The sequence below is a fragment of the Pseudarthrobacter sp. MOO13 genome, from assembly GCF_058267655.1.
The window spans coordinates 2,328,276-2,351,158 of sequence record NZ_CM177848.1 but is presented as its reverse complement, the minus strand read 5'-3'; the positions used below and the strand labels follow the sequence as shown (position 1 = coordinate 2,351,158).

Annotated in this window: 21 protein-coding genes; 19 read left to right on the top strand and 2 right to left on the bottom strand. The window is 67.3% G+C overall.

All coding sequences use genetic code 11. From position 1 onward, the window contains the following. Nucleotides 1-4: 4 nt before the first annotated feature. The 8 genes from ribD (at nt 5) to hisF (ending at nt 5,917) form a co-directional block, all read left to right on the top strand. Nucleotides 5-1,144 (top strand): bifunctional diaminohydroxyphosphoribosylaminopyrimidine deaminase/5-amino-6-(5-phosphoribosylamino)uracil reductase RibD, encoded by a 1,140-nt coding sequence (gene ribD, locus AC4EEO_RS10850; RefSeq protein ID WP_491338829.1) that lies wholly within the window; start codon nt 5-7, stop codon nt 1,142-1,144. Further along, nucleotides 1,144-1,806, top strand: a complete 663-nt coding sequence (locus tag AC4EEO_RS10845; RefSeq protein ID WP_018761146.1) for a riboflavin synthase — start codon at nt 1,144-1,146, stop codon at nt 1,804-1,806. Before ribD ends, AC4EEO_RS10845 begins: the two co-directional genes overlap by 1 nt. After that, a complete protein-coding gene (gene ribB, locus AC4EEO_RS10840) occupies nt 1,803-2,549 on the top strand; it encodes a 3,4-dihydroxy-2-butanone-4-phosphate synthase (RefSeq protein ID WP_018761147.1) in 747 nt (248 codons plus the stop codon). Before AC4EEO_RS10845 ends, ribB begins: the two co-directional genes overlap by 4 nt. Then, a complete protein-coding gene (gene ribA / locus AC4EEO_RS10835) occupies nt 2,546-3,280 on the top strand; it encodes a GTP cyclohydrolase II (protein WP_018761148.1) in 735 nt (244 codons plus the stop codon). Before ribB ends, ribA begins: the two co-directional genes overlap by 4 nt. A gap of 18 nt (nt 3,281-3,298) precedes the next feature. Continuing rightward, a complete protein-coding gene (gene ribH / locus AC4EEO_RS10830) occupies nt 3,299-3,784 on the top strand; it encodes a 6,7-dimethyl-8-ribityllumazine synthase (protein ID WP_109864007.1) in 486 nt (161 codons plus the stop codon). 105 nt (nt 3,785-3,889) lie between these two features. Beyond that, entirely contained in the window at nt 3,890-4,153 is a 264-nt protein-coding gene (locus tag AC4EEO_RS10825) for a phosphoribosyl-ATP diphosphatase (protein WP_009358176.1), read from the top strand. 85 nt (nt 4,154-4,238) lie between these two features. After that, complete coding sequence (gene hisG / locus AC4EEO_RS10820) at nt 4,239-5,099, top strand: ATP phosphoribosyltransferase (protein WP_491338828.1); 861 nt, start codon at nt 4,239-4,241, stop codon at nt 5,097-5,099. Nucleotides 5,100-5,140: 41 nt separating this feature from the next. Further along, nucleotides 5,141-5,917: an imidazole glycerol phosphate synthase subunit HisF gene (hisF, locus tag AC4EEO_RS10815; RefSeq protein WP_109864005.1), complete on the top strand. Its 777-nt coding sequence runs from the start codon at nt 5,141-5,143 to the stop codon at nt 5,915-5,917. Nucleotides 5,918-5,984: 67 nt separating this feature from the next. Here hisF and AC4EEO_RS10810 read toward each other — a convergent pair whose 3' ends face one another. After that, on the bottom strand, nt 5,985-6,629 hold the full coding sequence (locus tag AC4EEO_RS10810) for a TIGR03085 family metal-binding protein (RefSeq protein WP_026264411.1): 645 nt from the start codon (nt 6,627-6,629) through the stop codon (nt 5,985-5,987). A 111-nt stretch (nt 6,630-6,740) separates the two neighbouring features. On the opposite strand from AC4EEO_RS10810, the gene hisI reads away from it, so the two are divergent. The 11 genes from hisI (at nt 6,741) to pyk (ending at nt 22,086) form a co-directional block, all read left to right on the top strand. After that, nucleotides 6,741-7,193, top strand: coding sequence for a phosphoribosyl-AMP cyclohydrolase (gene hisI / locus AC4EEO_RS10805; RefSeq protein ID WP_109864004.1), 453 nt, complete (start codon nt 6,741-6,743; stop codon nt 7,191-7,193). 114 nt (nt 7,194-7,307) lie between these two features. Next, a complete protein-coding gene (locus tag AC4EEO_RS10800) occupies nt 7,308-8,870 on the top strand; it encodes an anthranilate synthase component I (RefSeq protein ID WP_491338827.1) in 1,563 nt (520 codons plus the stop codon). Then, a complete protein-coding gene (locus tag AC4EEO_RS10795) occupies nt 8,870-9,541 on the top strand; it encodes a Trp biosynthesis-associated membrane protein (RefSeq protein ID WP_491329764.1) in 672 nt (223 codons plus the stop codon). The genes AC4EEO_RS10800 and AC4EEO_RS10795 overlap by 1 nt, the downstream gene beginning before the upstream one ends. 104 nt (nt 9,542-9,645) lie before the next feature. Then, complete coding sequence (locus AC4EEO_RS10790; protein ID WP_018761156.1) at nt 9,646-9,933, top strand: HGxxPAAW family protein; 288 nt, start codon at nt 9,646-9,648, stop codon at nt 9,931-9,933. Beyond that, a complete protein-coding gene (trpC, locus tag AC4EEO_RS10785; RefSeq protein WP_109864001.1) occupies nt 9,933-10,751 on the top strand; it encodes an indole-3-glycerol phosphate synthase TrpC in 819 nt (272 codons plus the stop codon). Before AC4EEO_RS10790 ends, trpC begins: the two co-directional genes overlap by 1 nt. A gap of 127 nt (nt 10,752-10,878) precedes the next feature. After that, a complete protein-coding gene (gene trpB / locus AC4EEO_RS10780; protein ID WP_133832274.1) occupies nt 10,879-12,198 on the top strand; it encodes a tryptophan synthase subunit beta in 1,320 nt (439 codons plus the stop codon). Nucleotides 12,199-12,209: 11 nt separating this feature from the next. Beyond that, nucleotides 12,210-13,022: a tryptophan synthase subunit alpha gene (gene trpA / locus AC4EEO_RS10775; protein WP_133832326.1), complete on the top strand. Its 813-nt coding sequence runs from the start codon at nt 12,210-12,212 to the stop codon at nt 13,020-13,022. Nucleotides 13,023-13,025: 3 nt separating this feature from the next. Beyond that, nucleotides 13,026-14,207, top strand: a complete 1,182-nt coding sequence (gene lgt, locus AC4EEO_RS10770; protein WP_491338826.1) for a prolipoprotein diacylglyceryl transferase — start codon at nt 13,026-13,028, stop codon at nt 14,205-14,207. A 260-nt stretch (nt 14,208-14,467) separates the two neighbouring features. Further along, entirely contained in the window at nt 14,468-19,081 is a 4,614-nt protein-coding gene (gltB, locus tag AC4EEO_RS10765; RefSeq protein WP_109863998.1) for a glutamate synthase large subunit, read from the top strand. Continuing rightward, nucleotides 19,074-20,531, top strand: coding sequence for a glutamate synthase subunit beta (locus tag AC4EEO_RS10760; protein ID WP_491329765.1), 1,458 nt, complete (start codon nt 19,074-19,076; stop codon nt 20,529-20,531). The genes gltB and AC4EEO_RS10760 overlap by 8 nt, the downstream gene beginning before the upstream one ends. A gap of 64 nt (nt 20,532-20,595) precedes the next feature. Beyond that, a complete protein-coding gene (pyk, locus tag AC4EEO_RS10755) occupies nt 20,596-22,086 on the top strand; it encodes a pyruvate kinase (protein WP_043423794.1) in 1,491 nt (496 codons plus the stop codon). Nucleotides 22,087-22,217: 131 nt separating this feature from the next. Here pyk and AC4EEO_RS10750 read toward each other — a convergent pair whose 3' ends face one another. Continuing rightward, nucleotides 22,218-22,823 (bottom strand): ANTAR domain-containing response regulator, encoded by a 606-nt coding sequence (locus AC4EEO_RS10750; RefSeq protein WP_009358190.1) that lies wholly within the window; start codon nt 22,821-22,823, stop codon nt 22,218-22,220. Nucleotides 22,824-22,883 lie beyond the last annotated feature (60 nt).

The window sequence follows — 22,883 nt, the reverse complement described above, 5'->3', positions numbered from 1 at the left end:
CCGCATGAGCGGTGCAGTTGAACTGAAACCAGCCGCCGGAGTAGTCACAGCCTTCAGCACGGATGAAATCCGGGCCATGGAGGAAGCCCTCGAGGCAGCCCTGCGCGGTCCGCGCGGCGCCAATCCCTTGGTGGGTGCCGTCGTCATCGGCCCCGACGGCCGCCACCTGGTCACCGGCCACCACCGCGGTGCCGGCACCGCCCACGCCGAAGCCGACGCCATAGCCCAGGCTGCCGCCGTCGGCATGGACCTCTCCGGCTGCACCATGGTGGTCACGCTCGAACCCTGCAACCACGTGGGCCGCACCGGGCCGTGCACGGAAGCGATCATCGCCGCGGGGATCACCGACGTGGTCTACGCCATCGACGACCCCCATGACCCTGCCGCCGGGGGAGCAGCCACCCTCCGCGCCGCCGGGATAAGTGTCCGCAGCGGCCTCGGCGCCGAGGAAGCGCTGGACCTGAACCGGCAATGGTTTGAGGCCGTCGCGGCCAAGCGGCCCTTCGTCACGCTGCACATCGCACAAACCCTGGACGCCAGGATCGCCGCCGAAGACGGCACCAGCCAGTGGATCTCCAGCCCGGAATCGCTGGCGGACAACCACGGTATCCGCGGACGCATCGATGCCATCCTGGTGGGCACGCAGACCGTGCTGGTGGACAACCCGCGCCTGACCGCCCGAAACCCCTCCGGTGGGCTGGCCGCCAAACAGCCCGTACGGGCCGTCATGGGGCTCCGGGACATTCCCGACGACGCAGCAATCCGCGGCGATGACGGCCTGGCCGTCCACCTGCCCACCCGCGACCCCGCCGAAGCCCTGTCCATGCTGTACGACGCAGGCGCCCGCCACATCATGGTGGAGGGAGGATCACGGATCCTCAGCTCATTCCTCTCGGCCGGGCTCGTGGATGAACTGATCATGTACCTCGCCCCCACTTTGCTGGGCTCGGGCACCCCGGCCCTGGACGGGCTGGGCATCACCACCCTTGCCGACGCCCAGCAATGGGAATGGGACCAGTCCGACGGCGGCGCCGTGCGGACGCTCGGCCGGGACCTGAGACTTCACCTAAGACCGCAACGCAGAGTTGCACTGGACCACCAACCAACCCGCGGTACCGCGGAGCAAGCCCAGGGAGGCCGCTGATGTTCACCGGAATTATCGCCGAGCAGGGGCAGGTGCTGTCCGTTGAGCGCGACGGCGACACCAGCGCCACCGTCCGGCTCCACGCACCCGGGTCCACGGAGGGCCTGGCACTTGGCGGTTCGATCGCCGTCAACGGGGTCTGCCTCACGGCCACCGCCATTGACGGCAAGGAGTTCAGCGTCGACGTCATGGGCGAAACACTGCTCCGGAGCACCATCGGCGAACTCGCTGCCGGCGACTCCGTCAACCTTGAACGCTGCGTCCCCGCCGGCGGCCGATTGGACGGGCATGTGGTGCAAGGCCATGTGGACGGCGTAGGTGTCCTGCTGGAAAGGGAAGCCCAAGGCAACTGGGAGCGGCTGCGCTTCGGCGTTCCCGCCAACCTGGCCCGCTACATTGCAGAAAAAGGCTCCATCGCCATCGACGGCGTTTCCCTCACCGTTACTGCCGTCAGCCCCGCGTCCGAGCAGGAACCCTGGTTTGAGGTAGGCCTCATTCCCACGACGCTGGCTGAGACCGGCCTGGGCACCAAGCACACCGGCAGCCGGGTGAACCTGGAAGTCGACGTGCTGGCCAAGTACACCGAACGGCTGCTGGCCTTCCGCGAACCGGCCTCCGCGGCCGGTGCCGGCGAGGCTGCCACCGCTGGAGGTGCACGGTGAACGCCGCGGTACACCTGGACACGCCCGTCGCCGGAGACCCGGCCACCGGCCAGCCGGTGGCCCAGGCGCCGGGCAAAGGCCTGGACCCGATCGAGGACGCCGTGCGCGCCATGGCCGCCGGCCGGCCGGTGCTGGTGGTCGACAATGAGGACCGCGAGAACGAAGGCGACATCATCTTCGCGGCCCAGCACGCCACACCGGCGCTGATGGGCTGGACCATCCGCTACAGCTCGGGCGTAATCTGCGTGCCGCTGACGGGTGCCCGGGCCGATGCCCTGGAGCTGCCCCCGATGACGGCCGTCAACCAGGACGCGAAGGGCACCGCCTACACGGTCTCCTGCGACGCGGCCACCGGCGTGAGCACGGGAATTTCCGCGACGGACCGTGCCTTGACGGCCCGCATCCTGGCGGACCCGCACGCGGTTCCTGCCTCTGTGACCCGGCCGGGGCATATTTTCCCGCTTCGTGCGGTTGAGGGAGGTGTGCGGGAACGCCAGGGCCACACCGAGGCCGCGGTGGACTTGTGCCGCCTTGCCGGCCTGGAGCCTGTCGGGGTGATCGCGGAAGTAGTGTATGACGACGGTGAAATGATGCGCCTGGACGGCCTCAGGACTTTTGCGGCCGACCATGGGTGCCCGCTGATCTCGATCGAGGACCTGGTGGCGTATCTTGAAGCCGGGGCCGGGGGAACCCAGCGCGAGAAGGTCCGGGTCACGCCGGGCGAAGAGAAGGAGAAGCCATGACGGCATCGGCAGCCAGAGACGACAGCCACCAGGACGGCCACAGGGACCACCACTCGGTACCCGGTGCCGGGACCTACCCCGTCAGCGGAGGTCCCATTGTGCAACTGCCCACCGCCTTCGGGGACTTCGTTGCCCAGGCCTGGACCGACGTCCTCACCGGTGTGGAGCACCTGGCCGTGAGCTCGCCCAACGCGCCCACTGACGGCAAGGCACCCCTGGTACGGCTGCACTCCGAGTGCCTCACCGGCGACGTCTTCGGTTCCTACCGGTGCGACTGCGGGGAACAGCTTGCCTTCGCGCTGGAACTGATCCGCGACAACGGCGGCACCCTGCTCTACCTGCGCGGGCAGGAAGGCCGGGGCATCGGCCTCGCAAACAAGATCAAGGCCTACGCGCTGCAGGAAGCGGGCTTCGACACCGTGGAAGCCAACGAACAGCTGGGCCTGCCGGTTGACGCGCGGTGCTACAAAGCCGCGGCCCAGATCCTCGCCGAAATGGGCCTGCACGAGGTCCGGCTGCTGAGCAACAACCCGGACAAGCAGAACAGGCTGGCCCAGGCCGGCGTCAAGGTGGTGGAAATGGTCCCCACCGAGGTCCCCTCCCGCGAACAGAACATCCGGTACCTGCGCACCAAGAAGGACCGGATGGAGCACCGGCTCCTGCTGGACACCAGCGTGGCACCGGTGCCCGTACCGGCCCCCGAATCCCCTTACGACCACGAACAAGACTGAACGGAAATCGACACACCCATGAGCGGACACGGCGCCCCCGACATCGACCTCAGCACCCTCAACCCGGCCGAGACTTCGCAGCTGAAGCTCGCCATCGTGGCAGCCAGCTGGCACACGCAGATCATGGACGGCCTCCTGGACGGCGCCCTGCGGGCCGCGAAGGACGCAGGCATCAGCGAACCCACCGTCCTGCGCGTTCCCGGCAGTTTCGAGCTGCCGGTGGCCGCCGCGCGCCTGGCCCCGCATTTCGACGCCGTGGTGGCCCTCGGCGTCGTGATCCGCGGTGGAACGCCGCACTTTGACTACGTCTGCCAGGCCGCGACGTCGGGCCTCACCGACGTCAGCGTTTCCACCGGGGTGCCGGTGGGCTTCGGCGTGCTCACCTGCGACAACGAACAGCAGGGCCTGGACCGCGCAGGACTTCCCGGCTCCAAGGAAGACAAGGGGCATGAGGCAGTCACCGCTGCCCTGGCCACGGCCGTGGTCCTGAAACAGTACGCATAACTCCGATGTCCAGGTGGCGGGCGCGGTGTGTATTCGCTCACATCGCGCCCGTCATGCAACGGCCCGGGAAGCGCCCGTGCGGCCGCAGCAAGTAGGCTGGAGGGCGTGAAGAATTTCGAGACGCTGTTCGCTGAGCTCAGCGAGAAGGCAGCCACCCGTCCGGAAGGCTCCCGCACCGTCGCAGAATTGGAGTCCGGTGTTCACGGCATCGGCAAGAAAGTCGTTGAGGAAGCAGCCGAAGTATGGATGGCTGCCGAATATGAATCCGATGAAGCCGCGGCAGAGGAAATTTCCCAGCTTTTGTACCACCTGCAGGTTCTGATGCTCGCCAAAGGCCTGACCCTGGAAGACGTCTACAAGCATCTGTAGCCACTGGTCCGGCGCCTGCCGCCGGCCCCGCTGTGGCCTTCATTTGCCTGAAAATCCAGACCTTCCACCCCAGAAAGAATTCCCCATGCTGCGAGTAGCCGTCCCCAATAAGGGCTCCCTGTCAGAAGCCGCCTCCGCCATGCTCTCCGAAGCCGGATACCGCCAACGCCGCGACAGCCGCGAACTGGTCATGGTGGACCCGGACAACGACATCGAGTTCTTCTTCCTCCGCCCCCGCGACATCGCGGTCTACGTCGGCCGGGGAACGCTCGACGTCGGCATCACCGGCCGCGACCTCCTTCTGGACGCCGAGGTGGAAGCCGAGGAGTTGCTGCAGCTTGGATTCGCCGCCTCCACCTTCCGCTTTGCCGGTCCGGTGGGCGACTTCAGCTCTGCCGCAGAGCTCGAAGGCAAGCGACTGGCCACCAGCTACGACGGCCTCCTGCGCAACTACCTCGCCGAACGGGGCATCAACGCCAAGGTGGTCAGGCTCGACGGCGCCGTTGAGTCTTCCGTCCGGCTTGGCGTCGCGGATGCCATCGCCGACGTCGTGGAGACCGGGAACACCCTCAAGGCCGCCGGCATGGAAATTTTCGGCGAGCCCATCCTGAAGTCCGAAGCCGTCCTGATCCGGCGCACCGGCAATGGCGGCGCGGCGAACGGCACCGCCAAGGAAATCGAGGTGCTCATCCGGCGCCTCCAGGGTGTCTTGGTGGCCCGCCAGTACGTGCTGATGGACTACGACATCCGCAAGGAACTCGTGGAAAAGGCCGCAGGCCTGACCCCCGGCCTGGAATCGCCCACGGTCTCGCCGCTCCGGGACTCGGACTGGGTCGCCGTACGGTCCATGGTTCCCAAGAAGGAAACCAACCGGATCATGGATGAACTGTACGACCTCGGCGCCCGCGCCATCCTGGTCAGCAGCATCCACGCCTGCCGCATCTGATCACCGGCACCGCCAGCAGCACTGAATATCCAGGAGTTCCCATGGCAGTAGCAGTACGCGTCATTCCCTGCCTCGACGTCGACGCCGGACGCGTCGTCAAGGGCGTCAACTTCGAGGGCCTCCGCGACGCCGGTGACCCCGTGGAACTGGCCCACCGGTACGACAATGCCGGCGCCGACGAACTGACCTTCCTCGATGTCACGGCCTCCTCCGGAAACCGCGAGACCACCTTCGACGTGGTCCGCCGCACCGCCGAGGAAGTCTTCATCCCGCTCACCGTCGGCGGCGGCGTCCGGGGCGTCGCCGAGGTGGACAAACTCCTCCGGTACGGCGCCGACAAGGCCTCCATCAACACCGCTGCCGTGGCGCGGCCGGACGTCATCGACGAAATCACCCGCCACTTCGGATCCCAGGTGCTCGTTCTGTCCGTCGACGCCCGCCGCACCCGCCCGGGGTCCCGGCCCACGCCGTCGGGATTCGAAGTGACCACCCACGGCGGCCGCACCGGGACCGGGATTGACGCCATCGCGTGGGCGAAGGAAGCCGCCGACCGCGGCGTGGGGGAGATCCTCCTCAACTCCATCGACGCCGACGGCACCAAGGACGGCTTCGACCTCGAACTCATCAAGCTGGTCCGGGCCGCCGTCAGGGTGCCGATCATCGCCTCCGGCGGCGCAGGGGAGCCCGCACACTTCCCGCCGGCGGTTGCTGCCGGCGCGGATGCCGTGCTGGCGGCGTCAATTTTCCACTGGGGCCCGGACGACATGATGTCCCAGGTCAAGGACGCCATCCGGGACGCCGGCTTCGAAGTCCGTTAACCCGACTGGCTCGCAGCTGTTGTCGTTATGAACGCTCTTAACGGCAACAACTGCGAGCCAGTTTCGGTCAGAGGCCTACTTCGGCTGACTGCAGGAGGGCGACGGCGTCCGGCTGGCCTTCGAAGGTGACCAGGGCGTGGCGCGTGCGGCCGTGGGCGTGCATCAGCAGTTCGCCCGGCTCGCCCACGATGGCCACGGAGACAGGCGCCCGCTTGGCGACGTGGCGGGGACCGGACGGACGGACCAGCACGATGCCGAGGTCCACGCCGCGGTACAGGATGGCGGCACGCTTGACCAGTTCGTCCCAGAGCGCATCAGAGTACGCCTCGTCCAGGGCCCGCGGCGCCCACCGGTCCACAGCCCGGCGGACGTCCTCGGTGTGCACGAAGTACTCGATCAGGTTGGCGCTTTCGTCCAGGGCTTTGATGCTCATCGGCGAAAGGGCCGGCGGCCCGGCACGGAAGGTGTTGACCAGCCGGGCGTAGTCCTCGGTGGTGGTCAGCTTGGCCGCAAGCTTGGCAGTGGCCTGGTCGGAGGCCTTGGCCAGTCGCTTGATGATCAAACCGAGCCCGACGGCGGCCTTGCGCTCCCGCAGGTAGAGGTGCGCGGCAAGGTCCCTGGTGCGCCAGCCCTTGCACAGCGTGGGCGCATCAGGGCCGGCCGCAAGCAGGGTCTCGGCCAGGACTTCTCGGGACGGTTCGACGAAATGCATCACTTGTGAAACTAGCACGAGAGCCGCGAAGTTGGGCAGCATCCCACCGCCCGGTGGCGTGCCGTTGTTCACATCGGGAGGGCGGCCGCCAAAGGCACTAGACTTGACCCGATGTCTGAGCAGCCAACCCCCGCCCCAACCGCTGGATCCAACGGATCCCAGGTACCGTCGTCGTCCGCTGAATCCGACCCGGCAACACCCGGCTCCGGACCGCTTCCCGAGGACGTGGCAGCCGCGCTCAAGCGCGATGCCGCCGGCCTGGTGGCAGCGGTGGTCCAGCAGTTCGACACGAACGAGGTCCTGATGCTCGGTTGGATGGATGACGAGGCACTGCGCCGGACCATGACCACCGGACGCGTCACGTTCTACTCGCGGTCCCGCCAGGAGTATTGGCGCAAGGGCGACACTTCCGGCCACGTCCAGTGGGTCAAGTCGGTTGCACTGGACTGCGACGGCGATGCACTCCTGGTGCGCGTCGACCAGGTCGGTGCCGCCTGCCACACCGGCACCCGCACCTGCTTCGACGGCAGGGACCTCACCGTCGTCACAGGCCACGCACGCTAGGCCGGACCGGCTGCCGGGCCACGGCGTCCCAGCCGGCCGCGGCCAACCCAGCAAGCACACTCAAGGTGTCCGGCGCGGCCGGCCCTTCAGAAGAACAGGCGGACAAGCATAGCCATGCAGGACCTTGGAACCATCAGCCCAAGCCTTGAGGAATTCCGGGAACTCGCCGGCCACAGCCGGGTCATCCCCGTCAGGCTCAAGGTACTGGCCGACGCCGAAACACCCATCGGCCTGTACCGCAAGCTGGCGCAGGGCCAGCCCGGAACGTTCCTGATGGAATCCGCGGCCGTTGGCGGCGCCTGGTCCCGCTACTCCTTCATCGGTGCCCGGTCCCGCGCCACCCTGACCACCAAGGACGGACAGGCCCACTGGCTGGGCGAGCCGCCCGCCGGCGTCCCCGTCAGCGGCAGCCCCGTCGACGCCGTACGCGACACCATCGACGCGCTGCGCACCGACCGCTTCGAGGGGCTCCCGCCCTTCACTTCCGGCCTGGTGGGGTTCCTGGGCTGGGAAACCGTCCGGCACTGGGAGCGGCTGGTCAGCCCGCCCGAGGACGACCTGCAGCTGCCGGAGATGGCCCTGAACCTGGTCACCGACATGGCCGTGCACGACAACGTTGACGGCACGGTCCTGCTCATTGCCAACGCCATCAACTTCGACAACAGCTCCGAGCGCGTGGACGAGGCCTGGCACGACGCCGTCGCGCGGGTAAAGGAACTCCTGGCCAAGATCAGCGCCCCCGTCCCGCAGCCGGTCTCCGTTCTGGAACCGGCGGCACTGGATTTTGCGTCCAGCGTCCAGGAACGCTGGGATGAGGCCGAGTACCTGGCCGCCTTGGACCGCGGCAAGGAAGCCATCGTGGACGGCGAGGTCTTCCAAGTGGTGATTTCGCGACGGTTCGAGATGGAATGCCACGCGTCCGCCCTGGACGTCTACCGGGTCCTGCGCAACACCAATCCCAGCCCCTACATGTACATCTTCAGCCTGGCCGACGCCGAGGGCCGCGAATACTCCATCGTCGGATCCTCGCCCGAAGCCCTGGTCACGGTCACCGGCGAGGAAGTCATCACCCACCCGATCGCCGGATCCCGTCCCCGCGGGAAGACAGTGGAAGCGGACAAGGCCCTCGCCGAGGAACTGCTCGCCGACCAGAAGGAACGTGCCGAACACCTGATGCTGGTGGACCTCTCCCGCAACGACCTCTCCAAGGTCTGCGTGGCCGGCACCGTGGACGTCACCCAGTTCATGGAGGTGGAGCGCTTCAGCCACATCATGCACCTGGTGTCCACCGTGGTGGGCAGGCTGGCACCGCAGGCCAAGGCCTACGACGTCCTGAAAGCGACGTTCCCGGCCGGCACCCTCTCCGGCGCGCCCAAGCCCCGGGCGCTGCGCCTGCTGGACGAACTCGAACCGCACCGCCGCGGCATCTACGGCGGCGTGGTGGGCTACCTCGATTTCGCAGGCGACATGGACATGGCCATCGCCATCAGGTCCGCCCTGATCCGCGAAGGCCGGGCCTACGTCCAGGCCGGCGGCGGCATCGTGGCCGACTCCGCGAATCCCACGGAGGCCCTCGAAACCGTCAACAAGGCCGCCGCCCCGCTGCGCGCGGTCCACACCGCCGGCTCCCTGCACAACATCTCTGCGGAATCCCTTCCCGGCCGGACGGAGTCCTGATGGCTGACTCCGGAGCGGCTGCCGGCAGCGCGGGAACAGCGGACAATGCAGGAAAAGCAGGCAAAGCGGGCAAAGCCAAGGCAGGCCGGACCACACCCGCGTGGGCGCGCAAGTCCACGCTGGTCCTGCTGATCACCCTCCTGGCCCTGGCCGCGTTCGGCACCACCACCCAGACGTGGATGACCGCCACCTTGGACCCCAACCAGGCAGGCGCCGCGCAAAGCGTCCTGCCCGTGCAGGGGAGCAAAGCGGCCACCACCGTCACGGCCCTGGCCCTGGTGGCCTTGGCCGGCGGGCTGGCAGCGTCCATTGCCGGCAGGATCGCCCGGTGGGTCATCACCGCCATCATCGTCCTTGCCTCGGCCGGCATCCTGACTGCCGCCGCCACCGTCCTTGCGGACCCGCTGGCAGCGGCGCAGGGAACGATTGCCACCGCCACCGGCGTCTCCGGCAGCCAGGCGCACGTTGAACTCACCGCTTTCCCGGCAGTGGCCGTCGTCGCCGGCTGCCTGCTGGCCCTGGGCGCCCTGCTGATCATTCCCGCATCCCGGCACTGGAAGGCGCGCACCAAATATGACGCGCCCGTCGCAGCCGGGCAGGCGGCGCCGGCCGGACCCGTGGACGAGATCGACAGCTGGGACCGGCTGTCGCGCGGCGACGACCCCACCTGAGCGGCGCCGCCGCCGGCGCCGGAACCGGCGGGACGCCTGACGGTACGCGGGCGGCAACCAAAAAATGGCAGAATGTAAGCAGTATCCATCCTGAGGAGATTTCCATGAGCAAAGCACCTGCGTCCGCTTCCACGTCCGGCACCCGCACGGTGGCCCCCGGCGTCATTGACCACAGCCAGGAACTTGGCCACGGCAACAGCCCGGCCGCCTGGACCTGCGTCATCGTCATGCTCGTCGGCGCGCTCATCGCAGCCATCGCGTTCGTCATCGCCAGCACCCCCATCTTCATCGGCGGAGCCGTGGTCATGGTGATCGGGCTGATCCTCGGTTACGTCATGCGCAAGGCAGGCTACGGCGTCGAAGGCAGCAAGCTGAAGAACTCCGGCCACTGATGGCAACTGTTCTCGACGACATCAACGCCGGTGTCCGGGAGGACATGGAGGCCAGGAAGCGTCTCGTTTCGCTGGCTGAGCTGAAGGACCGGGCCCAGGCCGCCGCGCCCGCACGCGACGCCTGGGCGGCCCTCGGCGGCACCTCCGCAACCCGGGAACAGCTGAAAGTCATCGCGGAAATCAAGCGCCGCAGCCCCTCCAAGGGCGACCTCGCCAGCATCGGGGATCCGGCGTCGCTGGCCAGGCAGTACGCCGACGGCGGCGCGTCCGTCATCAGTGTCCTCACCGAACAGCGCCGCTTCAACGGATCCCTCGCCGACCTTGACGCCGTGCGCGCCGCCGTCGACGTCCCGCTGCTCCGCAAGGACTTCACGCTTGACGAGTACCAGGTCTGGGAGGCCCGTGCCCACGGCGCCGACCTCATCCTGCTGATCGTTGCCGCACTCTCCGACGCCCAGCTCACCGAGTTCAGCGCCCTCAGCGCCGAACTGGGCATGAACGTGCTTGTGGAGACCCACACCGAAGAGGAAATCGAGCGCGCCGTGGCGGCGAACGCCCGGATCATCGGCGTCAACGTGCGCAATCTGAAGACGCTCGACGTCGACCGTTCAGTCTTCGCCTCCTTGGCGGGCCTGATCCCGGGCGACGCAGTGGTGGTCGCCGAATCGGGCGTCCGCGACGCCGAGGACGTCACGCATTACGCCGCAAACGGCGCCAACGCCATACTGGTGGGCGAGGCCCTGGTGAGCCATGCGACTCCCCGGGAACGAATCGCCGAATTCGCTGCCGCGGGTGCCGCCGCGATCGCCGCGCGCTGACGGCACCCCGGCGCACCCTGCATTGCGGTGCCGGCACGGGCCGGCACCGCAGTGCCTGCAATCACCGATCCGGCCCAGGCTGGAACAGCACACTTTTGACCGATCAACTTGGAACAGGACGGGACTGATGGCCGACGCACCCTCAGGGCACGCTGAGAACAACACCGCGGAAGCATTCCTGCAGGGCGGATCCCTCCGCCACGCGCCGGGGCCGTACTTTGGCGGCTACGGTGGCAGGTGGATGCCCGAGTCCCTGATCGCCGCCCTGGACGAACTTGAGGAAACCTTCAACAAGGCCAAGGACGACCCCGACTTCCGGGCCCAGATTGCCGACCTGAACAAGAACTACTCCGGCCGGCCGTCGCTGCTGACCGAAGCCAAGCGGTTCTCCCAGCATGCCGGGGGAGTGCGGGTGTTCCTCAAGAGGGAGGACCTCAACCACACGGGTTCGCACAAGATCAACAACGTCCTGGGCCAGGCGCTGCTCGCCAAGCGGATGGGCAAAACCCGGATCATCGCCGAAACCGGCGCCGGCCAGCACGGCGTGGCCAGCGCCACCGCCGCTGCCCTGCTTGGGCTGGACTGCGTGGTGTACATGGGCGCCGAGGACTGCCGCCGGCAGGCGCTGAACGTTGCCCGGATGGAGCTCCTGGGTGCCAAGGTCATCCCGGTCACCAGCGGATCACAGACCCTCAAGGACGCCATCAACGACGCCCTCCGGGACTGGGTGGCCAACGTCGCCAACACCCACTACCTGCTCGGGACAGCGGCCGGAGCCCACCCGTTCCCCGCCATGGTCCGCTACTTCCACGAGGTCATCGGGGAGGAAGCCCGTGCCCAGATCCTGGAGCAGGAGGGCCGGCTCCCCGACGCCGTCTGCGCCTGCATCGGCGGCGGCTCCAACGCCATCGGCATCTTCCACGGCTTCCTGGATGACCCGTCCGTGAAGATCTACGGCTTCGAGGCCGGCGGCGACGGCGTGGAGACCGGCCGGCACGCCGCCACCATTTCGCTGGGCAAGCCCGGCGTCCTGCACGGCGCCCGCTCCTACCTGATGCAGGACGACGACGGGCAGACCATCGAATCACACTCCATCTCCGCCGGCCTGGACTACCCCGGGGTCGGCCCGGAACACTCCTACCTCTCGGACATCGGACGGGTCAGCTATGAACCCATCACCGACACCGAAGCCATGGAAGCCTTCCGCCTTTTGTGCCGCACCGAGGGCATCATTCCCGCCATCGAATCCGCGCACGCGCTGGCCGGTGCCATCAAGGTGGGCCAACGGCTCGCCGCCGAAGACCCCGCCACCGCGGCGGAGAAGATCATCATCGTGAACCTCTCCGGCCGCGGCGACAAGGACGTGGCCACCGCCGCCGAATGGTTTGACCTGCTTGACAAGGATTCCGCCGAATCGGAAATCGGCAAAGAGGGGGAGCAGCTGTGAACAGCGCAGAGATGACCAGCAAGTCGGCAGCCGCCATTGACCGCGCCCGCGCCCAGGGCCGCTCGGCACTGATCGGGTACCTCCCCGCCGGCTACCCCAGCGTCGAGGACACCATCGCCGCCGGCATCGCCCTGGCGGAGAACGGCGCGGACCTGATCGAGATCGGGATCCCCTATTCCGACCCCGTCATGGATGGCCAGGTCATCCAGGCTGCCACCACCGAGGCACTGGCCAAGGGCTTCCACGTCAAGCAGGTCTTCGACGTCGTCGCCGGCATCACCAGCAAGACCGACGCCGCCGTCCTGGTCATGACCTACTGGAACCCCGTGGTCCGCATGGGCGTGGACGAATTCTCCCGCCGCCTTGCCGAGGCCGGGGGAGCCGGGCTCATCACGCCGGACCTGATCCCGGACGAGGCCGCCGAGTGGATGGCAGCGTCGGACAAGTACGGCCTTGACCGGGTGTTCCTGGTTGCCCCGTCCTCCACCGCCGAGCGCATGCAGCGGACCGTGGATGCAAGCCGCGGGTTCGTCTACGCCGTTTCCATCATGGGCGTCACCGGTGCCCGCACGTCCGTCAGCACCGCCGCCAAAGACGTCGTTGCCGCCGCGCACGACGCCGGAGCGGAACGCGTCTGCGTAGGCCTCGGAGTTTCCACCGCGGACCAGGTCCGCGAGATCGCCGCCTACGCCGAAGGCGTCATTGTGGGCACCGCCCTGGTTGCGGCCCTCCGCGACGGGGGAGTGGATGCCGTCGCTACGCTCACCAAGGACCTCAGCACCGGCCTCGCGCCGGAAGCCGGCCACACCACGGACGGGGCATAACCCATGCAGGCACTGATCCAGGCAGCCGCCCTGGCACCCGCACTGGTGCCGGGCAGCATCCCCAGCCCCAGCTGGTCCGGGTTCGACATCCCCCTGCCGTGGGGCAGCCTGCGGATCCACGCCTACGCGCTGTGCATCCTGGCCGGCATCGTGGTTGGCCTGTGGCTGACCTCGGTCCGCTGGGCCAAGCGCAGGGCCCCCGAGGGCAGCGTCTGGGACATCGTCATCTGGGCCATTCCCTTCGGCATCATTGGCGGGCGCCTGTACCACGTGGTGTCGTCCCCCGATGCCTACTTCGGCCCCGGCTTCGATGGCACCGGCGACCTCTCGCTGATTCCGCAGATCCAGCGTGGAGGGCTCGGAATCTGGGGCGCCGTCGTCCTGGGCGCCGTCGGTGCCTGGATCGGTTGCCGCCGCAGCGGCGTCAAGCTCAGCGCCTTCGTCGACGCCGCCGCACCCGGCCTGCTCCTGGCCCAGGCCCTGGGACGCTGGGGCAACTACTTCAACCAGGAACTCTTCGGCGGCCCCACCACGCTGCCGTGGGGGCTGCAGATCGACGCCAACAACCCGAACTTCCCGGCCGGCCTGCCGGCGGATACCCTGTTCCACCCGACCTTCCTCTACGAATCGCTCTGGAATGTGGCAGGGGTACTCATCCTGCTCGCCCTGGACAGGCGCTTCAACTTCCGCCGGAGCAGGCTCTTCTGGCTCTACGCCATGTACTACACCCTGGGCCGCGTCTGGATCGAACTGCTGCGCATCGACGACGCCGAACAGATCAACATCCTCGGCATCACCACCAGGCTCAACGTGTGGACCAGCATCTTCGTGTTCCTGGCCGCCCTGCTTGCTTTCCTCCTGCTGGGGCTCAAGGGCCGGCCGGAGCCGGACACCGTTTACCTGCCCGGCCGTGAACCGGCCGAAGCAGCCGCGGCCGAAGCAGCCCTGCCCGGGGCAGCCGCCGAGGACGCACAGGAGGTCCGTGATCCGGACACTGTTGTCTCAGATAGTGATTCGCGTGGTAATCTCCCTGATAACCAAAGCGGTTCCCGGCATGCTTCCGATTCCACGGAAGAACCCGCGGCGGCTCCGGCAGGCTCCAAGCCTGGCACGGATGCCACGGCTTCCGGAACATCCGGCAGCACAGCCACAGGACCCGCATCAGAGGCCGGCGCCGGTAAATAGGAAGCCGGCCAGGCAGGGCAGCAGAGCCACCGCTCGAAGGGCCCGAAACCACAATGTCGTGGCATGGGGCCACTCCTGGCAGCAAAGAGATGCTGACGGATGAAGCCCCGGGCAGGTGCCTGCGTAACCGTTAGTTCAGCAGGCTGCGCTGACCTACAATTTCCAGTAATCAACACTTTGTTGTGCCCTTGCAACGGCGCCGACGAGTGGGGCCAACGGTGTCCCTTCCATACGCACGATCAGGAGGAAGGACGTCTCCCATGACCCAAACTCTTAACACTCCCAGCTGGTCCGAACCGGACCAGCCTGAGACTGCACTGTCGCCGTTCAAGCGCTTCGCCGCCATGCCGGAAGCTGCCGGGCTCTACAACCCGGAGCAGGAAAAGGACGCGTGCGGCCTCGCCATCATCGCGACCCTGCGCGGCGAGCCCGGATATGACATCGTCGATGCCGCCCTGACGGCCCTGCGCAACCTTGAACACCGCGGTGCCGTGGGTGCCGACGAGGGCACGGGCGACGGCGCGGGCCTGCTCATGCAGATCCCCGACGAGTTCTTCCGGGCGGTGACCGAGTTCGAGTTGCCTGCCCCCGGCCAGTACGTGGCGGGCACGGCATTCCTGCCTGCCGAGCAGCGTGAGGCCAACGCAGCCAAGGCCGGCATCGAGGGCCTCGCCGCCGACGAAGGCCTGAAGGTCCTCGGCTGGCGTGAGGTACCTGTTGTCGCCGACCTCGTGGGCGCCATGGCCCGCGCCTGCATGCCCTACTTCTCCCAGCCCTTCCTGGCCTCGGCCAATGGTGAGGAACTGGACCGCAACGAACTGGACTCCCGCGCCTGGCGGATCCGCAAGCGCGCCCAGAACAAGTTCGGCGTTTACTTCCCCTCGCTGTCCTCCCGGACCATCGTCTACAAGGGCATGCTGACCACCGCGCAGCTGGAGCCGTTCTACCCGGACCTCTCGGACAAGCGGTTCAAGACCAAGCTGGCAATCGTCCACTCACGCTTCTCCACCAACACCTTTCCGTCCTGGCCCCTGGCGCAGCCGTTCCGGACCATCGCCCACAATGGTGAGATCAACACCGTCAAGGGCAACCGGAACTGGATGCGTGCCCGCCAGTCACAGTTGGCCAACCCTCTGCTGGGCGACTCTCCCGAAGAGCTGTACCCCATCTGCACCCCGGGTGCATCCGACTCGGCGTCCTTCGACGAGGTCGCCGAGCTGCTCTGGCTCTCCGGCCGCCCCATCACGCACTCGATCATGATGATGATCCCCGAGGCGTGGGAAAACCACGCCACCATGGATCCGGCACGGCGCGCGTTCTACGAGTACCACTCACTGCTGATGGAACCGTGGGACGGCCCTGCCGCCGTCTCCTTCACCGACGGCAACCTGGTGGGTGCCACCCTTGACCGCAACGGCCTGCGCCCCGGCCGGTTCTGGATCACCGAAGACGGCCTGATCGTCTTCGCCTCCGAGGTGGGCGTGATCGACGTCGAGCCCTCCAAGGTGGTCAAGAAGGGCCGCGTCTCCCCGGGCAAGATGTTCCTGGTGGACACCGAGGCCGGCCGCATCATCGACGACGAAGAGGTCAAGGCCGAAGTCGCCGCGGCCAACCCGTGGGCCGAGTGGGTCAAGGACAACCTGATCGACCTCAACGACCTGCCCGAGCGCGAGCACGTGGTCCACACCGCCGCGTCGGTGAACATCCGCCAGCGCACCTTCGGGTACACCACCGAGGAACTGAAGATCCTGCTGGGCCCGATGGCCCGCACCGGCGCCGAGCCCCTCGGCGCCATGGGCTCCGACACCCCGGTGGCGGTCCTGTCCAAGCGCCCCCGCCTGCTCTTTGACTACTTCGTGCAGTCCTTCGCGCAGGTGACCAACCCGCCGCTGGACGCCATCCGCGAGGAACTGGTCACCTCCCTGACGTGCGCAATCGGCCCCAACGGCAACCTGCTGGACACCAAGCAGGTGCGCCAGCCGCAGGTCCAGCTGCCGTTCCCGGTGATCAACAACGACCAGCTCGCCAAGATCGCCAACATCGAGGACGCCGACGGCAACCGCGTGGCCATGAAGGTCCGCGGCCTGTACCGCCCGGAGGGTGGCGAGAACGCACTGCGCGCCCGGCTGACCGAGATCTGCGAGCAGGTTTCCGGCGCCATCAACCGCGGAGTCCAGTACATCGTGCTCTCCGACCGTGACTCGAACGCCCAGTGGGCCCCGATCCCGTCCCTGCTGCTGGTCAGCGCCGTGCACCACCACCTGCTGCGCAGCGCCAACCGCACCAAGACCGCCCTGGTGGTGGAGGCCGGCGACGTCCGCGAGACGCACCACGTGGCCGTCCTGATCGGCTACGGCGCGTCCGCCGTCAACCCCTACCTGGCCATGGAATCCGTGGAACAGCTCATTGCCGCAGGCGACGTCACCGGGGTTACCCCGCAGGACGGCGTTTACAACCTGATCAAGGGCCTCGGCAAGGGCGTCCTGAAGATCATGTCCAAGATGGGCATCTCCACTGTTGCGTCCTACACCGGCGCCCAGACGTTCGAGGCACTGGGCCTGGGCCAGGAACTGGTGGACGAATTCTTCGCCGGCACGCACTCCCAGCTCGGCGGCGTTGGCCTGGACGTTATCGCTGCCGAAGTTTCCGCACGCCACCAGATGGCATACCCGGAAGGCGGCATCGAACAGCCGCACCGGCCCCTGCTGGGCGGTGGCGAGTACCAGTGGCGCCGCGACGGCGAACCGCACCTGTTCAACCCGGAGACCGTCTTCCGGCTGCAGCACGCCACGCGTGAGCGCCGGTACGACATCTTCAAGGCCTACACCAAGGGCGTGGACGACCAGTCCACCAACCTGATGACCCTGCGCGGGCTGCTCAAGTTCAAGAACGAGCGCCCCTCCGTTCCGCTCGAAGAAGTGGAACCGGTCTCCAGCATCGTCAAGCGGTTCTCCACCGGAGCCATGAGCTACGGCTCCATCTCCCAGGAAGCCCACGAGACGCTGGCCATCGCCATGAACCAGCTGGGCGGCAAGTCCAACACTGGTGAAGGCGGCGAGGACGTGGACCGCCTGCTGGACCCCAAGCGGCGCTCCGCGGTCAAGCAGATCGCCTCCGGCCGTTTCGGCGTCACCAGCCTCTACCTGACCAACGCCGACGACATCCAGATCAAGATGGCCCAGGGCGCCAAGCCCGGCGAAGGCGGCCAGTTGATGGCGCAGAAGGTCTACCCGTGGGTGGCCCGGACCCGCCACTCGACTCCCGGCGTCGGACTCATTTCCCCGCCCCCGCACCACGACATCTACTCGATCGAGGACCTGGCGCAGCTGATCTACGATGCCAAGCGCGCCAACCCGTCCGCACGGGTGCACGTGAAGCTCGTGTCCGAAGTGGGGATCGGCACCGTGGCCTCCGGCGTGACCAAGGCCAAGGCCGACGTCGTCCTGGTTTCCGGGCACGACGGCGGAACCGGCGCCTCGCCGCTGAACTCGCTCAAGCACGCCGGTGTCCCCTGGGAACTTGGCCTGGCCGAGACCCAGCAGACGCTGATGCTCAACGGCCTGCGCGACCGCGTGGTGGTCCAGGTCGACGGCCAGCTCAAGACCGGCCGTGACGTCGTCATTGCCGCCCTGCTGGGCGGCGAGGAATTCGGCTTCGCCACCGCCCCGCTCGTGGTGGAAGGCTGCATCATGATGCGCGTCTGCCACCTGGACACCTGCCCGGTGGGCGTTGCCACCCAGAACCCTGAGCTTCGTGCCCGCTTCAGCGGCAAGCCGGAGTTCGTGGTCAACTTCTTCGAGTTCCTGGCTGAGGAAGTCCGTGAAATCCTTGCCGAGCTTGGCTTCCGAAGCCTCGAAGAGGCCATTGGCCACGCGGAAGTCCTGGATGCCCGCGACGCGGTCAACCACTGGAAGGCCGACGGCCTGGACCTGGACCCGATCCTGCACGGCCTGGAGTTCGACGACGACGCGCCGCTGCGGAACATGACCGGCCAGAACCACGAGCTGGACAAGCACTTTGACCAGCGGCTGATCACCATGGCCACCGAGGCGCTGACGGACCGCAGCCCCGTGAAGATCAACGTGGACGTCATCAATACCGACCGTTCCGTGGGCACCATGCTGGGCCACGTCGTCACCAAGACCTACGGCACCGACGTGCTGGCCACGGACACGATCGACATCACGCTGAACGGCACTGCCGGCCAGTCGCTCGGCGCCTTCCTGCCGGCGGGCATCACCCTGCGGCTGTTCGGCGACTCGAACGACTACGTGGGCAAGGGGCTGTCCGGTGGCCGGATCATCGTCCGGCCGGACCGTACCAACGTCTTCAAGGCAGAGACCAACGTCATCGCCGGCAACGTCATCGGCTACGGCGCCACCAGCGGCGAGATGTTCCTGCGCGGCCAGGTGGGCGAACGCTTCCTGGTCCGCAACTCAGGTGCCACGGCCGTCGTCGAAGGCATCGGGGACCACGGCTGCGAGTACATGACCGGCGGCCAGACGCTGATCCTGGGACGCACCGGGCGCAACTTCGGCGCCGGCATGTCCGGCGGCACCGCCTACGTGCTGGACCTGCGGACCACCCGTGTCAACAAGCAGGCCCTCGAGTCCGGCGAGCTGCAGCTGCGCGAGCTCGACGCCGAGGACCGCGACATTGTCCATGGACTGCTGGTGAAGCACATCGAAGAAACCGAATCCCAGCTGGCGGCGCGGCTCCTCGAAAACTTTGACGACACCGCTGCCCGCATTACCAAGGTGCTGCCGCGCGACTACGCGGCCGTGCTGCAAACCCGTCTTGACGCCATCGAAGAGGGCCTTGACCCCGACGGCGAAGAAGTATGGTCTCGAATCCTGGAGGTGACCGGTGGCTGATCCACGCGGATTTCTGAAAGTACGCCAGCGTGAAACCCAGCCGCGCCGTCCCGTTCCCGTGCGCATCATGGACTGGAAGGAAGTCTACGAAGCGCAGGAGAAAGGCGTCCTGAAGGCGCAGGCCGGCCGCTGCATGGACTGCGGCGTTCCGTTCTGCCACCAGGGCTGCCCCCTGGGGAACCTCATTCCGGAGTGGAACGACCTCATGTGGCGGGACAAGGGCGAGGAAGCGATTGAGCGGCTGCACGCCACCAACAACTTCCCCGAGTTCACCGGCCGGCTGTGCCCCGCCCCCTGCGAAGCCTCCTGCGTGCTGGGGATCAACCAGCCCGCCGTCACCATCAAGCAGGTCGAAGTTTCCATCATCGACGAGGCGTTCGAGAACGGCTGGGTCAACCCGCTGCCGCCGACGCGCCTGACCGGCAAGACCGTCGCCGTGGTGGGTTCCGGGCCGGCGGGCCTGGCCGTCGCCCAGCAGCTGACCCGCGTGGGCCACACCGTCGCTGTCTACGAACGGGACGACAAGATCGGCGGCCTGCTGCGCTACGGCATCCCCGACTTCAAGATGGAAAAAGAGCAGGTGGACCGCCGCGTCGAGCAGATGAAGGCCGAAGGCACCCGCTTCCGGACCGGCGTGGCCGTGGGGACCGACGTGACGTGGGAGCAGCTGCGCAGGCGCTACGACGCCGTCGTGGTGTGCACCGGCGCCACCGTCCCGCGGGACCTGCCCATCCCGGGCCGGGACCTGGAAGGCGTGCACTTCGCCATGGACTACCTGGTACCCGCCAACCGCGTGGTGGCCGGGGAAGCCATCGAAAACCAGATCCACGCCAACGGCAAGCACGTGGTGATCCTCGGCGGCGGTGACACCGGGGCCGACTGCCTCGGCACCGCCCACCGGCACGGCGCAGCGTCCGTCACTACGCTGGCGATCGGCAAGCAGCCGCCGGCCGAACGTGCCAGCCACCAGCCGTGGCCCACGTTCCCCAACCTCTTCGAAGTGGCCAGCGCCCACGAGGAAGGCGGCGAACGCACCTACCTCGCGTCCACCGTGGAATTCGTTGGCGAGAACGGCAAGCTCACCGGCGTCAAGGTGGCCGAAACCGAATTCGTCGACGGCAAGCGACTCCCCAAGGCGGGCACCGAGCGGGTCATCCCCGCAGACCTGGTGTTCCTGTCCCTGGGGTTCACCGGAGCCGAACCGGCCGGCCTCACCGAACAGGTGCACGCGGACTTCGACGGACGCGGCAACGTGGCCCGCGACGGCTACTATATGACCAACACCGACGGTGTCTTCGTTGCCGGTGACGCCGGCCGCGGGCAGTCCCTGATCGTGTGGGCCATCGCCGAGGGCCGCGCCGCCGCAGCAGCCGTGGACAAGTACCTGATGGGAAGCACTATCCTTCCCGCTCCCGTCGCGCCGACGGACCGCGCCATCGCCGTCCTCTAGGGGTGCATCGAGGGTTCACCTCGCCGACAACTTAACCAATGCAAGAGACCAATAGGGTAGGTATATGAGACGCGCAAAAATTGTGGCTACGTTTGGCCCGGCAATTGCCAGCTACGAGAACACCCTGGCTGTGCTGGAGGCCGGCGTTGACGTCGCCCGCATGAACATGAGTCACGGCGATTACACCGTGCACGACAACACCTACGAAAACGTCCGCAAGGCGGCAGCGGACCTGGGCAAGGCCGTGGCCATCATGGCCGACCTGCAGGGCCCCAAGATCCGCCTGGGCCGTTTCGTGGATGGCCCGCACGCACTCGCGGTTGGTGACATCTTCACCATCACCACCGAGGACGTCCCCGGCACCCAGGAGATCTGCTCCACCACCCTGAAGAGCCTCACCGAGGACGTCAAGGTGGGAGACGCACTGCTGATCGACGACGGCAAGGTGGCCCTTCGCGCCATTGAGGTCGACGACGTCAAGGTGGTTGCCGAGGTGACCGTCGGCGGCATGGTGTCCAACAACAAGGGAATCAACCTGCCCGGCGTGGCAGTCAACGTTCCCGCGCTGAGCGAAAAAGATGAGGACGACCTCCGCTGGGCAATGCGCCGGGGCGTGGACCTGGTGGCCCTGTCCTTCGTCCGGGATGCGTCCGACATCACCCGCGTGCACGAGATCATGGACGAAGAAGGCCGCCGCGTGCCGGTCATCGCCAAGATCGAGAAGCCGCAGGCTGTCGAGCAGCTGCCGGAGATCATCGACGCGTTCGACGCGATCATGGTGGCCCGCGGCGACCTCGGTGTGGAGCTTCCCCTGGAGGAAGTGCCGATCGTGCAGAAGCGCGCCATCGAGCTCGCCCGGCGCTGGGCGAAGCCGGTCATCGTGGCCACCCAGGTGCTCGAGTCCATGATCGACAACCCGCGCCCGACCCGTGCAGAGGCCTCCGACTGCGCCAACGCCGTCCTCGACGGTGCCGACGCCGTCATGCTCTCCGGTGAGACCAGTGTGGGCAAGTACCCGATCGAAACGGTCAAGGTCATGGCCCGGATCATCGAATCCACCGAGGTCCACGGCCTGGAGCGCGTCCCCCCGCTGGGGACCAAGCCCAAGACCCGTGGTGGCGCCATCACCCGTGCCGCCGTCGAAATCGCCGACCAGCTGGACGCCAAGTACATCTGTGCGTTCACCCAGTCCGGCGACTCCGCCCGCCGCCTGTCCCGCCTGCGGCCCATCAAGCCGGTCTTCGCGTTCACCCCGGTGGAACAGGTCTGGAACCAGATGGCGCTCACCTGGGGCATCCAGCCGGTACTGGTGCAGATGGTGGACCACACGGACGCCATGACCGCCCAGGTGGACCGCAGCCTCGAGGAAATGGGCCTGGTGGAAGATGGTGACCTGGTGGTCATCGCCGCCGGTTCGCCTCCCGGAAAGGCCGGTTCCACCAACTCGCTGAAGGTGCACAAGGTAGGCGACCTGGCCGACTCCACCCGCGCCGGTGAAGTCAGCAGCAACAAGGAAAAGCTCGGCCCCTGGCCGGAAAAGAAGAAGAAGGCCTAGCCTGGTCTTCGGATAAAGCAAAGGACCCCTGCCGGTTGGCAGGGGTCCTTTGCTTTGTGCTGTGCGCGTTAGGGGACTTTACGCGTGGGGCCCGGGCCGCCGTCGTAATTCTCTGGGCCCCGGCCGGAGCGCTAGTTGACCTGGTTGATGATGGTTTCGGCGACCTCGCGCATGCTGAGGCGGCGGTCCATGGAGGTCTTCTGGATCCAGCGGAAGGCCTCCGGCTCGGTCAGGCCCATCTTGGTGGTCAGCAGGCTCTTGGCGCGCTCCACGAGCTTACGGGTGGCGAACTGCTCCTGGAGGTCGGAAACCTCGCTCTCGAGGGCCTTGATTTCCTCGTGGCGGGAAAGCGCGATCTCCAGGGCCGGGATGAGGTCGGCGGGCGTGAACGGCTTCACCACGTAGGCCATGGCGCCGGCGTCGCGGGCACGCTCCACCAGTTCCTTCTGGCTGAAGGCGGTCAGCAGCACCACGGGGGCGATGCGTGCCTTGACGATCTTCTCGGCCGCTGAAATGCCGTCCATGACGGGCATCTTGACGTCCATGAGGACCAGGTCCGGCTTCAGTTCCTCGGCGAGCTGGACGGCCTTCTCACCGTTGTCCGCCTCGCCCACAACGTCATAGCCTTCGCCGCGCAGGATCTCGATGATGTCGAGGCGGATGAGGGTTTCATCCTCCGCCACAATAACGCGGCGCGCCGGCTGGGACGTGGGCTTGGACTCCGTCTGTTCAGTCACGGGATCTCCTTGAAAAGGTACGGCGGGACATCACTATCTTAGGTGCCACCGCGGCTGTAC

Bases quoted from the DNA above. Each gene is read 5' to 3' on its own strand.
- ribD (WP_491338829.1), top strand. From the start codon at position 5: ATGAGCGGTGCAGTTGAACTGAAACCAGCCGCCGGAGTAGTCACAGCC.
- AC4EEO_RS10845 (WP_018761146.1), top strand. From the start codon at position 1,144: ATGTTCACCGGAATTATCGCCGAGCAGGGGCAGGTGCTGTCCGTTGAG.
- ribA (WP_018761148.1), top strand. From the start codon at position 2,546: ATGACGGCATCGGCAGCCAGAGACGACAGCCACCAGGACGGCCACAGG.
- ribH (WP_109864007.1), top strand. From the start codon at position 3,299: ATGAGCGGACACGGCGCCCCCGACATCGACCTCAGCACCCTCAACCCG.
- hisG (WP_491338828.1), top strand. From the start codon at position 4,239: ATGCTGCGAGTAGCCGTCCCCAATAAGGGCTCCCTGTCAGAAGCCGCC.
- hisF (WP_109864005.1), top strand. From the start codon at position 5,141: ATGGCAGTAGCAGTACGCGTCATTCCCTGCCTCGACGTCGACGCCGGA.
- AC4EEO_RS10810 (WP_026264411.1), bottom strand. From the start codon at position 6,629: ATGCATTTCGTCGAACCGTCCCGAGAAGTCCTGGCCGAGACCCTGCTT.
- hisI (WP_109864004.1), top strand. From the start codon at position 6,741: ATGTCTGAGCAGCCAACCCCCGCCCCAACCGCTGGATCCAACGGATCC.
- AC4EEO_RS10800 (WP_491338827.1), top strand. From the start codon at position 7,308: ATGCAGGACCTTGGAACCATCAGCCCAAGCCTTGAGGAATTCCGGGAA.
- AC4EEO_RS10795 (WP_491329764.1), top strand. From the start codon at position 8,870: ATGGCTGACTCCGGAGCGGCTGCCGGCAGCGCGGGAACAGCGGACAAT.
- AC4EEO_RS10790 (WP_018761156.1), top strand. From the start codon at position 9,646: ATGAGCAAAGCACCTGCGTCCGCTTCCACGTCCGGCACCCGCACGGTG.
- trpC (WP_109864001.1), top strand. From the start codon at position 9,933: ATGGCAACTGTTCTCGACGACATCAACGCCGGTGTCCGGGAGGACATG.
- trpB (WP_133832274.1), top strand. From the start codon at position 10,879: ATGGCCGACGCACCCTCAGGGCACGCTGAGAACAACACCGCGGAAGCA.
- trpA (WP_133832326.1), top strand. From the start codon at position 12,210: ATGACCAGCAAGTCGGCAGCCGCCATTGACCGCGCCCGCGCCCAGGGC.
- lgt (WP_491338826.1), top strand. From the start codon at position 13,026: ATGCAGGCACTGATCCAGGCAGCCGCCCTGGCACCCGCACTGGTGCCG.
- gltB (WP_109863998.1), top strand. From the start codon at position 14,468: ATGACCCAAACTCTTAACACTCCCAGCTGGTCCGAACCGGACCAGCCT.
- pyk (WP_043423794.1), top strand. From the start codon at position 20,596: ATGAGACGCGCAAAAATTGTGGCTACGTTTGGCCCGGCAATTGCCAGC.